Genomic DNA, 13,733 nt, shown 5'->3' on the forward strand with positions numbered 1-13,733 from the left:
AACACAAAAACAAAGCGATGAAAGCATTAGCCATTTTTCTCTTATCCAGTTTATTTTTTGGTCAGCTAAATCTATTACAGATGAACCAACGAGAACTTTTTTTGGCAAAGCAGCAGCAGTATCAAGAAGATACAGCCCTTTATGAAGAAACCTTGGCCCAATATCAAGAACTATATTCACTTTATCAGGAGCTTCCTGCAGAGGATCCCGATCGCCCGAGCTTAAAGGCAGCTTTGCTCAAGACCAAAGAGGGCCTAAAAGCCTTTAAGCCGCAGCTCAAAATGGATAAGGCCAATTTGGAGCAGCTATTTTTGGCCCTTAAGGAAGAGGATATTCCCAAAACTGATTTTTGGGTAAAATTTGCCCAAAACGCTCGAAAAGTTGCTTTAAAAGCACGAAAGCTACAAGCCAATATTCAAAAAGACGAATGGGAGGAAACCTTATACCTCAATGATCTTTACATCAGCTTTTCTGAAGGTAAAAAGCTCAAAGTTTGCCGTCTGATTGCGGCAGATATTAAGGCTTTAGTAGAGCAGGCAGACAACAAGCCACCCAGTATATTTTTAGAAGAATTGGCCCAAATTTTTGAGCGTTATGATGCAGTAGAAAAGATTAAGAAGTATAGAGCTAAATCGCGCTTTATTGAGTCTAGCATTGCGCCTTATGTCCTTTCCCCAAACCAACTAGAACCCATTTTGGACCAAGCGCTGGCCAAAGATGACTTTTTGACGGAGGAGGAGTTGAAGGAGAAGGAAAAAGAATTGGAGGAGACGAGAAAGGAGAAATTGGCCAAAGAGGAACAACAAGCAAAAGAAGAAGAGGAATATTTAGCCCGGGTTAAACTAGAATTTGATAGTACTTTGTCGCTGGCCGATTTTATCTGGCAAAAGGCAGAGCTTTTAGACAGCTTAAATAGCTTAGCTAAAGCTAGCCAAAGTCCTATGGCTAAAGCACTAATTGAGGGTTTAATTGTACAGCTATCGGGAGCTCAACTAGGGCTTATTCAACTCAATACGATTGAGGATTGCTTTGCTCAAAGTTTAGCTAAGGTCAAAGTAGATAAGTCGCTTAGAACAGCAGAAAAAGAGTTAGGGTATGCATTTACCTTCTATCAATTTCAAGAAGAAATCAATGGTCTTGGCCTAAAAGTTAAACACCTAGGATTCAGCTACGGATTAACAGCATGGAAAGAGCAGATTCATCCTGCAATAAAATCCTTAGAAAAGCTTATCGCTTCAAAAGAGATCCCCAAACAAATGGATCGTATGCTTCTGCTTAAGCAGTTGTATTTTTTGGCCGAAATTGTTGGCCCTTTAGAAAGTGCTGTTCCCCTAGCCTTTGCCAAGGCTGTAGAAAAACTAGCTAAAGAAATCAAAAGAGCAGACTTACAGGCCGCCCTTTTAGCCGAATTAAGCCAGTTTGATGACAAAAAAATAGAGGCGCTATACTATAAAGAAGCTGTTAAACACAACTCCAAGAATTGGCGCAACCTAAGTGGTCGGGCACATACAGCTTTCCTTGCCATCGACTCCTACAAAGATGCTTTTAAACAAGCTACACTTCCTCCCAAAAGGAGCTTCTTTCAAAGAGAGCAACAGTTCCGTATTCACTTTGCTGCTGCTGAGGGCCAGGTCTATTCTATCAGCATAGACAGTCTTCTTATTCCAGCCACTAAACCAAAGCCTTATTTTAAAGCCGCTAAGCTAAGCATGATGCTCACAAAAGCTGGGGACAAGGCGAGTAGTAAACAGTATGTATTGCCATCTAGTACGCCTACTATCTTTTCTGTAGAAGAAAAAGGAAATATAATTACGGAAAGCAGTTCTTTTACGGTCTTAATTAGTGAATCATTGGCCCAAGATTTTTCCACGGAAAAACAAAAATATAAAGAACAAGCTACAGTAGTTAAAATTAAAGAAGCCATTGAACGAGACCCCACAGATGAAGAAGTTGTCACTGATAATATTGTTAAAGGCATTGGAGGCAAGAAGAAGACGGATTTTGTCATCAAGCAAAAAAAAGAAGAATATCTAATTCGAGAGGCCTCAGAGGGAGAAATGGATGAGCTAAAGGGCCAAATAGAGCCGGGCCAACAAAAGCAAAGTATAGCTCATTTCCAAATTGACCTCCAATCCCTTTATAAGGGCATAAATGATGCTGGAGATGAAATTATGAATGTATCATTATCTGTTCAGCAGAGCAGTATGTTTGAACTGATTAGCATTCAACCGCTAGACAAACCCTATAAAGATGTAATTATTAGCAAAAAACTTAGATAGTCTCAAAGCCCCAAACGGAAGTTTGGGGCTTTGTTCTTTTTTTGGCCAATCCCTGCAGCTTTTGTTTAATCCATGAGGGTTTTAACCCTCATTCATATATCATTGCGAAGCAATACCATCTGGCTGTAGGTTTCAACCTACAGTCAAAAGGGCCGAAGGCCCGCAGGCTGAGGGGCTGTAGCAGGGCCACCGAAGGCGGCAGACCAAGGCGGCGAAGCCGCCGCAGGGCCGAGCAGACCTGCGAGCTGCGAAATGGCCCGACCCGAGCGATAATTCATGAGGGTTTTAACCCTCATTTTGTATAGCTTCGCAAAGCGATACCGCTTTGCGCTGGGTTTCAACCTAGCGGAAGGGGCAGCCCCAAAAAAAGGAAAAACGATTAAAATCGCTCTTCCTTAGAAGCCCTTGTTATTTAAATAGGCGATAGACCTTTTGCAAGACATTGATGAGTTCGGCCTGCGGAAAAGTATCAAATTTGCCGTATTCAAAGTTGGTGTGGGTGCAGAGTTTTCGGCGGAGGGCCATAGCCTCCCAGCTCAGTTCAAACCAGTCTTTCATGGGGCCATCTTGGCCATAATTGATATGGAGTTTTTGGCCCAAAACCACCAAAAGCCGATAGAGGGCATCAAGTTGGGCGGGGCTGTATTTATGCCAATATGTATAGGTTCGGAAAGGCTGCGGCAAGATGGCCACCTCATTGGCCGGCACCTCAATTTTGCCGCCCAAAGCATAGTAGCGGCCATTTTTTTTCTCCAAAATGCCCCAGCTACAAAGCTCAATGCCAATATAAGATTGATTGACCAAAATGTTGTGTTCATTGGAAAAGCCCATGCGTTTGCTCAGGATATGGTGGGCCCAAGCATCGATTGGAATACATTGCACAATCTTTCCGTCGCTTTCGGCATTGCCCGAGGCGCCCCCTCTGCCGATGACAAAATGGGTGCCTACAGGGCCTCGGCGGTCGGCTTTCCAGACCTCTACGACCCGCTCGGGCCGCCCCCCAGAGACCGTATGATGCAAACAAACGCCAATTTTTTTGCTGCTGCTATGGATATACTCGCCGGGGCCCAAATCTAGATATTGGTCGACAATTGGGTCAAAAGCTTGGGGATGCTGGTTAATTCGTTGATTGATTTTGGCCCAGGTTTTTGGTCCAACAACACCATCGGCCCAAAGGCCTTCTTTTTTCTGGAATTTTTTGACCGCCTGCTCGGTCACGGCGCCAAAAAGACCATCGGCCACCAAAGGGTAGCCCAATTGACTAAGTTGCTGCTGCAGACTTTTGACGGCCTGACCTTGGTCATTTCTTCTAATTGTGGGATTGCTCATAGGGAAAGATTGAAGCTTAGAAAATCGGTTTTTTCCTAGATATCAACTTTTTAGCCTAGTTGGCTTTTGTTGGAGACTTTCTTTGGAGAGGGCCAAAAAAAAAGCTGCCGAAAAATCAGCAGCTTATCATGTTACCAGTTGATAATCATCTTTTTCTTTACTCGCCAACCTTGGCCTTGTCGGACCAATAGGCCAGGGGTGATTTTGGCATGAGGGGGGATTTCGCCATCTTGATAAATATCGGCAGAGGCCCGTAAATAATTTCGATGGTCGGTATTTACTCTAGCGAGCACAGCGGGTTCTAGACGCAGACTAAAGCTAGCTTCTTGGCTCTGTTCATCTACATACTCTAGTAGAAAAAGGCTGGTGGTGCTAGCTGTTTGGCTAATGTCTTGGCCATAAAATAGTCCATCTTTTGGATCGGGGGGAGCGTTGAGGTAGGCTTTCATTTTAGGTTTTTGAGGAGTAGGAGATGGCTCCGTTTTATGCTCTTGCAAAGGCCGTTTTTCTCGGTTTTGAGCGATTAAATCATCTTTCAGCCGTTCAATTTCCTGTTTATACCGCTTAATATCTTTCTCTGCACTTTGCAATCGTTGTTGATTGGCGGCCACTTCTTTTTGGAGCTGTCTATTTTTGTTTTGGAGCTGTTCTTCTGGGCTGGCAAAATTGCTTTCTTCTTCCTTCTTTTTAGCTGGTCGAACGGCGGCGCCAATAAATAGGCCCAACAAAAAGCCAATAGCCAAACCGCCGCTAATCCAGCCATAGGGTAAGCCCGTGGAGGCCTCTGCTTGGGCTGTCTTTGCCTTGGGCTTTTCGGCTTTTACTGGAGCTTGTTCTAGCTTAGTGAGTGATTGGTAGTAGGCTCGTTGAGCGGGCGCTGCCTGCAGCTCTTCTGGATGTTGAAGATAGTAGGCATGTATCTTTTCTATACTTTGGCAAATCAGGATTTGCGCCAGTTTTTGTTGCTCTGTTTCTTTTCGGAGAAGGGCAATTGTGGGCTGTCGAAAAATGCTATCCCATTTGGAGTTAGCGCTAGGGTAGTCTTTTAGCTTTTTAGCCCAAAAGCTACTATCTGTATTGGGCTTCCATTCGTGTAGCTTTAAGCTTTGGTAAGCGCCTAATAAAATATTATTGCCCTTACCTTTTCCTTCAGCGCCAAAAGATTGTCTAAAAGTAGTGCTGACATCGGCCAAATTAAAGCCATCAACCGAGCAATTACAGCTTGTTTTTATTTCTTCAATAATGGCTGTTTGTTCCTGTGGATTCCAGCTTGTTTTTTGGGCCCAAAGGCTAGCTGGGAGCAGAAAAGCAGCGCATAGCAGTGTTTTGTATTTTGACATAGGGTTATGGTTTGGGAGAGCGCTGGCCCTCAGGGCCAGCGCTCCATTGTATTTAGATGCGCTTATTTCCAATCTCCAGAATAAGGCGGTGCAGGGCCCCAACTAGGGGATAGAAAAAGAGGGTTTCCTCAATGAGGTCTGCGGGATCAGTGAGTTGGAGCCGTTCTCTAAGTCCGGCTTCATAGAAGGCCTCTAGATTATAAGAAAGGACCTGCTTGTAGTCTTGGATTTTTCCGACGGGGATACCTAAATCGGACCAGCGGAACTCATAGCCGAGGTCGAGAATAAGGTCGACGAACTCTAGATAAGACTTGAGGGCTCCTTCCTTGAAGTTCCGTTCTTTGTCCTCAATCATTTGATTATAAGTGAGGCGGGGACCAGTTCGATCTCCCAAGAGCATAGCGTGGCTAGATAAAAGAACGGTAGAAGAAATTCGCCCACTATTTCGGTTTTGGTGACGAAGAAGTTTGAGTCCGCCTTTACAAGTGGCCTCCTTAGGTTGGCTACTTACTCTTAACTCTAGGCGAATGCGGTCATATTCTTGTTGATAGACTCTTTCAAAGACCCGTCCGGCCAATTCTTCTAGTAATTCTTTTCTGGGGTCATTATCCAAATAGTCTAAGCTCTTGGAGGTATTCCCTGAGTAGAAAATATACTGCGGCATCGCTAGATCCTGAGCTTTCATCCAGCAGGCGGTATGGTATAAAATGGCCAAGTGGAAGGTATAGAAAGCAATACTAAAGTCTTCATCTTGTCGAAGTTTTTCGGCAAAAGAGAAGTGAAGGTCGGGATTTGTATTGCGGATATTGCCTTCTAGGGAGAAGAAAAAGCTATTGAGGTCGGCAGAGCGTCCTTTGGCGGGATCACTAAGCTGTTGGTATACGCTCATAAAGCGGCCTAGTTCGGGATTGGCATCTAGGTAGTTTTCTACTTGGCTAGAGAAGGCCTTGACAAAGCCATTTTCTAAGGATTGCTGTCTACCATAGCCATTACCAAAGAGGGTATCTCCGGCAAAGCGGAAAGAGGTATGGAAAGTAGGTTGTCCTTTTTCAAAAACTTGTACATCGGTAGTTCCTCCACCGATATCGATATTTACAGAGGGTTGGCTACCGATAGCGGTATCTGCATGTTCGTAGTAGGGGGCTTCAGATTCGGGCAGGTCGCTAATTTTGGCATTGGGGCCAAGGTAAGCTTTGGCGAGGTCTTCCCAATTTCGGCGGAGCTCACTTTTGCTTCTTCGGCTCATGCTAGAGGGGTAGAACCAGAGGAGTTCGACCTTATTGAGGTCGCCTCCATTGAGCAGCACCTTATTATGAATCATAAACATCAGTGATTCGAGGTAGGCGCGCACTCTTCTTTGGCCCTCATCGGAATTTCCGCTTAGGTCTCCCCATTTGAGGTTGGTAATGATTTTAGATTGGGGCAGGCTACTATCCTGTTCAAAATAGAGGGTGGGGTTATAGTCTAAATAACTTTGTGCGGCCTGCTGCCAGTTTAGGTTTTGGCGTTCTGTGAGCGCCGTTCTAGAGGGGAAGTGGTATTCTCCACCAATTTCTAGGGGAAGGAGCTCTTTGAGGAAATAACTATTGAGTTCTGGGAAGCTCAGGCGATACTCTTGGTTGTTGAGTTGGGCCAATTGAGCATCATTTTTCCCAATATCGAAGGTTTTGGGGTTACCATGCCCTTCCGAGTATTCAATATGCGTATTGGTGGTCCCAAAGTCAATGGCAAAGCTAAAGGACTTACTTTGGTTGGCTACTTTGCGCCATTTGGGCAAAATGATAGCGGGATAGCGGCCTTCTTGTACAAGCTGCAAATAATCAAAGGGTTCTTGTAGGGCAAAGTACTGCGAGCTAGCTAGAGCGCCAGTGCTGCCTAAGCTTCGTTTTTGTTCTTTTACATTTTGCAGGTGGACCTCTTGGCTCGCCTTAAAGAACTTGATTTCATAATCTTTATGTTCAATATCGACTAAACCGACCCGAAGATGCTTGGCTGTTTGGAGCAGCGGCATAATGGCTAGGTTGAGTTGGCTGCTCCGAATAGCGCCATCATTGTGCTGAGCATCAATATGGGGTTCTGCATTGCGGTAATAGATGCGCTCTAGGTTCAAAAACTGGTTGTTTTTGCTAATAGGCAGGCGCAGATTGACCTTAAAAGAAGAGCTACTCAGTTTTTCGATACTAAAGACGGGCCGCCCATCGGGCAGTTGCCGCATGAGGTCTTCTGGCTCGAAAAAGGAGAAGAACAGAGGCTTAATAGGGAGGGCAAAGTGGCGGTCTCCCAAAATGGCCTGTGCTCGGTCGGTAAGGTTAAAGTTGAGTAAATGCCCCATGAAGAAGCTATCTTGTTCGGCCTCAAAGGGCAGCTCGAGTAGATAGTCTTCTAGGAAATCAGAAATAGTGAGATAGGGGTATTTATTGTTAATATCGGGCAGCTGACGCTCTTGCAATGGCTTGTGGTCCACAGGGGGGACCTTGGTCTCAAAGCGCCAACGGCTGCCCATATAGAGCAGGCTCGCTTGCAATTTATCTTGCAAAAGAAGCGGCACTTTTTGGTCGGGATGCAGCTGACTATATTTTTGGTTGACCTCTCCAGGCTGGCTAAAGGATCCAATGGCAAAGTCGGTTTCTGCGCTGCTTTCTCCCTCTTTGCGTTTGTACAAAACGACATCGGGAAGAATTTCGATTTGGGTATTGGGGCCAGCAAAATTGGCGATACTATAACTGCGATCCATATCTTGGCGCAGGGTGTCCTCCAGTTTATTTTCTAGGGCCTTGAGCTCTTTAAAGAGGTCGGGATCGGTGCGGTTGATTTGGCGCAGGCTGACCTCCATGTATTTCCACATCAGATTGGCGGTTTGTTTTAGCTTAGGATAGCGATAAAACAATTGGTAGAGGTAGCGAATAAAGTCTTTTTCTCGCTTGTAGAGCGGACAAAAGCTATTGTCAAATAAACTATCTTCTCCAAAGACAATTTGTTGGCCCTGTTCTTTGGGGTCGGGAATATTAGGCGAAGAAAAGAATAGGGTAGAGGCGCAGGTACCGCCCACGGGTAGGTAGTTCCAGCGCAAGATATAAATATCTTGGAGGAGCGAAAGTCCCGAGTTTTGGGCCGAGTTCTTAATAAAGAGTTCTAAGGCATGGCCCAAAACGGCATGTTTGGGATTGCGGTTGAGGGCGGCAATATTATCTTCAATATTCCAGCGAACAATATCTACCTCCATGTTTCGGGCCCGCACATTATCATACTCAAAAAAGAGTAGGGCCACATCTAGGGCCTCGGAAATAAGGCGGTGGTGGATGCTGTTGCCATGCAAGCGAGAGGGATCTAAATCGGCCATTTTGTGCACCCGCTCAAAGGCATTTTCTGTGAGGTGGATGCGCGCAAAAGGCGAAGGGATAGAGGTAATGGCAATATTATGATGTTCCCCAGAAGGGTCCTTAATCTGTTCAATTTGGCTATCGTGCATTTTGCCCGTTTCATGCCAGTCGGTGCCTACCTGATTGGCCGAATGCAAACGCAGTACTTCTTCTTTTAAATTCATCTGTATCTATCTTGTGATGGTCGTTTTAAATATTGTTGTCCGCCCATATTGGCCCTTGGGCCAAAACGGCCTAGCGATGTGCAGGGGTGGCCGTCAGGCCAGACCAAGCTTTGAGCGCAGCGAAAAGCGAAGGGCCGAGCAGACTTGCGAGCCCCGAAACGTAGCGCCGCAGCTTGCTGCGGAGGCCCCAAAAAAATTAACCTAACAAACCCGTTTGGATGCGTTCTTTATAGAGCTCTTCGGTTCCTTGAGAGAGGAGGGCCAAGAGTTTTTGCTCGGCAGAGAGTCCGCCCATATTGCTTTCTACATCATTGAGGTAGCCCTCAAAAACGGCATAATCCCAATTCGAAGTTTTTCTGAAAAAGCCTTTCTTGAGCTGCTCGACCCCCACTACTTTGGCATCTAGGGCCTCGGTTTGTAGGTTGAAAGGGGCAAAGGCGCGGCTATTTTGGGCCAATTCGATGAGCCAATCCTGAAATTGAGTGAAATAAGGGTTGAGCCGATCGGCAAAAAAGGGCGCATTGATGAGGGAAGGGCTAAGCGGAACCCCCGTGCTGCCCTTGACAAAAGGATGGTTTTTGGTAGCTAGCGACTCGGCCAATTGGTTTTTGGCAAACAAAAGCGCATAGTACATTTTAATTAGATGTGGACCAATTTGTTGCCTGCTGCTGGCCGCAAGATTGCGCAAACTCAATTGGTCGGGATTGCTCTCATCGACCAAAAGTCCAAATTCTTTAAAAGAAGGCTGCAAAGCAATGCCCTCCGCATTGGTTTTCAGTTTGTCCTGAGGCATTTTGGCAAAATCAATAACGGCCAAAGCCGCCACCAACTCGGCAAAATGAGCGCGGTTCTGTTGGCTAGCGCCCCCTGGCTGATTATCCACCTCTTTTTGTTTGTCATCGCCCAAATAATAGAGGCTGTTAATGCCCCGAAGGTCATCGCCATAAAAAGAAAGGGCCGCCTTGGTCTTGCCCATAAAGGTGTTCTGAATGGGGCTGCCCGGCTTGCTTTCTACCCCAAAATAAGGGAGCATACTTAGGGCGCCCAAAGGGACCTGCTTGAGGGTGGCCTGCTTACTTTGATAGTCGCTATGCGGATGGCGGATATTTTTGACCAAAAGCGGAAAACCAGCGGCTCCCGTTCCGCCAAAAATAGAACTGACAATAAAAATGCGGTCATTATCCGAGACCATATTGACAAAGGCCCGAAAATCGGCCGATTCCTGAAATTTATTCAGCACTACGGTCCCCATATGCGGATTGCCCTTAAAGCCAATACTGAGGTCCGACTGCAAATTATTCCGCTCGCTATACAAGAGCTGAAGCAAAGAACGAGTGGCCGCATCCATGCTGTCAAACTCCAAAAAGTCTTTGAAGGTCTGCCGCTCGCCCGTTTGGGCACCCGCCCGAAACTCATTGCTCAGGCCCGCAATATCGCCATCAACTACCTCGGAGAGGCGGCGAATAGAGGTCTTGAAAAAACTACTGCCCGCAGAATGAGCCTTGTCTCGTATTTCCTGATAGGCATTGAGCAATTTGATGCTTTGCTCGACATTGCCATTCTCTTTGTCGGGGTCAATAATAATGGGAATCAATTCGCGGACAGGTAGCTCTACCCCCGCAGCAAGTAAATGGACCAGCGAGCGTAAAACCCGAGAGCCCGTTCCGCCAATACAAAATAAAAATAAACGATCCATGAATGAGGTTTTTAGTGGCCCTAAAGCCTAAAAAGGAGAGTGAAGTAGGTTGGTGGTCCGAAAACGGAAGACAAAGGTGCAAATCATAAAGACAACCACCGCATAAAGAGAGGTGATGGCCGAAAAGTAGACGTACTCGCTACTCGCATAGTCTAAACCCGCTTTGCTCATGGCCGATTGTGGCCAAAGCCAACAAATCAAAAAGCAGGTCAAGATGCTGAGCAAAAAACTCAAGCCCCAGGCTTTCCAACCCACATAACGCGCTTTGTCAAAGCCAAAGTAAAAAATGGCCGCTCCCAAAATAGGGATCAAAATCATGAGCAAACCCGCTACGCCATATATATTGTTGTCGTAAAGGTCATTGGTCATTTGTGAGCTGTAAATCAGCTCGATCACTTTTGCAAAAAATCCGTTCATTGTTTAGTCTTTAGTTGCTTACAGGAAGCTTTATTTGAAAATAGTAGTTATCCTCGCCCAATTCATTAAAGGCTTCCGAAATGCCAGAAACCCAATACTGAAGGCCCAAGGTTTTATCTAGTTGCTCCTTAATGTTACGGTCGTCTTCTGTATGGGAAGCGGCTACCCAGGCAGGCAACTGCTTTTTGAGTGCTAGTTTGATCTCAAAATTATCTTTGGGTAATTCCGAACTCTCTAAAATAAAAATATGGCTGGCAGTCCCCAAATATCGCTGGTCATTTTTATGAATTTCAGCAGTTGCCAGGGGCAAAATTTCCTTAATGCTAAAGTTCCCGCCAGCAAGGGCATAGTTTGCTTTGTCTAAAGCATAGGAAGCAGGGGCAGGCAATTTGCTCAAATCAATGGCTAGGGCCATCTCAAAGCTGCCGCTGCGCTTGTCTAGCGATGGCTTTTCTATGGCCTGAATCAATTCTTGCCCTCTTGGCCGAGAAAATTGTCCCGCCTTATAGCTTTGGCCCAAAACCGAATGATAATAAGATAGCCCATCTGGCTGGTAAAAAATAATCGCTTCCTCAAAGCCCCGAATGCTCTTTAAGTCATAATGCAAGTACATTTCTTGCAATTGAGCATTTTTGCCCAAAATACAGATATAGTAGGGCCGCTCTTCCTTAATGCTCGTCGGCCGATCCTGATAATCATAGTATTTGCCATCATATAAGGAGCTCATCTTGAGCAAAAGCAGGCCATAATCACCCCGCTCTCTCAATTTCTGCAGCTTCCCCTTAATCGAGTATTTCAATTTGGGAAAAGCATCCTTGGGGTTCTGTCGATTGACATCATAAATGAAGTCAGAGGCCAAAATGGCCGTTTTCCCTTCTTCGGTCACCTGCCGAACCGCCTCGCCCAACATTTCATCTAGCTTAGAAATACGGATGTTCCCCACTTTTATGGCCGTTTTACGGTCCATTTTCTGAATGAATTCCTCGTAGTCTTGCCCAATTTTATGCGGCTGATCATTGATAAAGTAGTAGTCGTTCTTTTTCCCCTTGTCCTCTATCCGACTCCCCAAATCCATCATGGCATCCTTAAAGGCCGTATTGCCCGTAAAATAGCCCATCATGCTGTTCGAGTTCTCTACAAATAGGGCAAAGGATAGGGCCGTTTTTTGCTCCGCTTTCTTAACCGCTTCACAACTGGGCAGCTGCTCGGCTTTTTGCCGAACATTGGCGTTCACTTTCTCTACCAAAGCCAACAATTGCGCACAATCCGAATAAGGCCCATTTGCCGATTGCGCTTGCAAATCTTGCCATTCTTCGGTAGTCACTTGCCCATCTTTTAGGGCTTTCCGAATAGCAGATTCTAGGGCAGGGTCTTCCCCGCCACCACAGGCCGTTAGGCCCAAGGCCGCCAATAAAAGGGGACTGTATTTCTTTAAGTTCATGGGAATAATTATATATAGTCTTTTTTGTTATTTTTTGGGGCTTCCCCTCGCTTCGCTCAGGTCGCTCCCTTGCAGGGCTCGCAGGTCTGCTCGGTCCTCGGCGGGCTGCGCCCGCCTCGGTCTGCCCCTGCGGGGCACCCTTACAGGCAGCTAAGCCTGCGGCGGCTCCGCCGCCTGCAAAACGCAATATCTTTTCCTCCCAAACTTACTGAAAAAATCAAAATTTTATTTGTTTCTTCTGTATTTTTACGCAGACAAAGTAAATTGGTCCTGATCAGGCGGCGCAGCCGCCGCGGCTGAGGGATGGATAGGGGGGCGGCGCAGCCGCAGACCCAGCTTTTGAGCAAAGCGAAAAAGCGCAGGGCCGAGCATCCCTGCGAGCCCCGACACAGCCCGACCCGCCCGCAGGGCGGGGCAGCCCCAAAACAAAAGAAATAAAACACAAATGAATAATGTACCTAAAATCCTCTCTTTTGAGTTGGACCAACTAGATGCCGATCAGATTCTATTGAGCTGGACCACCGAAAATGCCCATAGCATTCAGCTACAATCTATTGGCGATTTCCATTTTGAGCAGCAATATAAGGCCAGAAGAGACCCCAAAAAAACCTATAATTTTGTGCTCATTGCCCTCAATTTAGACTCTAATATTCAGACGACAGAACGGCTGCTGGTCTATCCAGCTCCCCAAATCCTCTCTTTTTCGCAGCAGTTTTTGGGCCAGCAACTACAGCTGAGCTGGCAATTGAGTGGGGCCAAAAAAATAAGCCTCAATGGCGAAGAAATTCCCTTGCAAAGAGAACAAATTTTGCTCGATCTGCCCGCCCAAACTCAATCTTATGAGCTCAAGGTTTGGGGCGAAAACCCCGGCGAATTGGTCCAACAAACCCTAGAGGTGGTGCCCCCTAAAAAAGATTATGGCCCCCTTTTGCGCAAAATAGCGCCCTGGGCCGCCGGCGCTCTGGGCCTAGGTCTACTGCTCTTTTTGGGCCTGCAATTTTGGCCAAAAACAAAGGCAAAAACAGCAAAAAAAGAACTGCAGCAGATTGCCAGTAGCTATGCCCAAGATTGTGGGCCAAAATCCCTAGAACAACTGCAAGACAACCTGCCCAAAATGCACCAACTGCTGCCCGAAGAACGCTATAAAACCTTTGCCTGCCTGCGCCAAGCTTATCCCCAAACCGATTTCACCCTGGCCATCTCCGAAACAGAAGGCCTGCTTTTCGAGTCGCTAGAAGAGTATTGTCTACGGCCCAAATTTGTACTTCAAGTAGAAGAGTTGCGCTGGAATAAAGACAGCAGCCGCCTGCGCATTTCCGCCAATAGCCAAGAACGCCTGCTGGCCGAAGATTGGCCCGAAGCCCAAGAAAAAGAAGCCCCCGCCAAAACAGAAGAAACGCCTAGCCCCAAGGCAGCAACTAGCGCCCCTTTGAGCAGTTTGCCCATTCAGTTTCAAGGGAAAATCAATGGCCGTTTGCGCCGTATCCGCATCCAAAGCCAAGAGAAACACGCCCAAGGAATTAGCTTTCAGTATAAGGTGTTTGGGCGGGCCAAAAGCCACCTAAAAGGGGAGCTCCGCTTTGAGGGCCAAACTGTAGAACTAGAAGGATTGGGCCAAGGAACCTACCGCCTAGAAGGCGGAAAACTCCTCTTCGATTTGCCCAAGGCAAGTCTAAAAGCATTGTAA

At 46.5% G+C, this 13,733-nt stretch carries 8 protein-coding genes; 2 read left to right on the forward strand and 6 right to left on the reverse strand.

The window, feature by feature from the left end:
• The first annotated feature begins 17 nt into the window (after window positions 1-17).
• Window positions 18-2,279, forward strand: a complete 2,262-nt coding sequence (locus SGRA_RS22120; protein ID WP_015693622.1) for a hypothetical protein — start codon at window positions 18-20, stop codon at window positions 2,277-2,279.
• A gap of 408 nt (window positions 2,280-2,687) precedes the next feature.
• Here the strand turns inward: SGRA_RS22120 and SGRA_RS20780 are convergent, their stop codons facing one another.
• The 6 genes from SGRA_RS20780 to SGRA_RS15065 form a co-directional block, all read right to left on the reverse strand.
• Window positions 2,688-3,608, reverse strand: coding sequence for a peptidoglycan recognition protein family protein (locus SGRA_RS20780; RefSeq protein ID WP_015693624.1), 921 nt, complete (start codon window positions 3,606-3,608; stop codon window positions 2,688-2,690).
• 131 nt (window positions 3,609-3,739) lie between these two features.
• Window positions 3,740-4,948: a hypothetical protein gene (locus SGRA_RS15045; protein WP_015693625.1), complete on the reverse strand. Its 1,209-nt coding sequence runs from the start codon at window positions 4,946-4,948 to the stop codon at window positions 3,740-3,742.
• A 52-nt stretch (window positions 4,949-5,000) separates the two neighbouring features.
• Complete coding sequence (locus tag SGRA_RS15050) at window positions 5,001-8,492, reverse strand: hypothetical protein (RefSeq protein WP_015693626.1); 3,492 nt, start codon at window positions 8,490-8,492, stop codon at window positions 5,001-5,003.
• A gap of 196 nt (window positions 8,493-8,688) precedes the next feature.
• Entirely contained in the window at window positions 8,689-10,188 is a 1,500-nt protein-coding gene (locus tag SGRA_RS15055; protein ID WP_015693627.1) for a hypothetical protein, read from the reverse strand.
• Window positions 10,189-10,215: 27 nt separating this feature from the next.
• Complete coding sequence (locus SGRA_RS15060) at window positions 10,216-10,605, reverse strand: hypothetical protein (protein WP_015693628.1); 390 nt, start codon at window positions 10,603-10,605, stop codon at window positions 10,216-10,218.
• A 10-nt stretch (window positions 10,606-10,615) separates the two neighbouring features.
• A complete protein-coding gene (locus SGRA_RS15065) occupies window positions 10,616-12,046 on the reverse strand; it encodes a hypothetical protein (RefSeq protein ID WP_015693629.1) in 1,431 nt (476 codons plus the stop codon).
• Window positions 12,047-12,491: 445 nt separating this feature from the next.
• Here SGRA_RS15065 and SGRA_RS15070 point away from each other — a divergent pair, with 445 nt between their 5' ends.
• A complete protein-coding gene (locus SGRA_RS15070; RefSeq protein ID WP_015693630.1) occupies window positions 12,492-13,733 on the forward strand; it encodes a hypothetical protein in 1,242 nt (413 codons plus the stop codon).

This window comes from Saprospira grandis str. Lewin (assembly GCF_000250635.1).
Lineage (GTDB): Bacteria > Bacteroidota > Bacteroidia > Chitinophagales > Saprospiraceae > Saprospira > Saprospira grandis.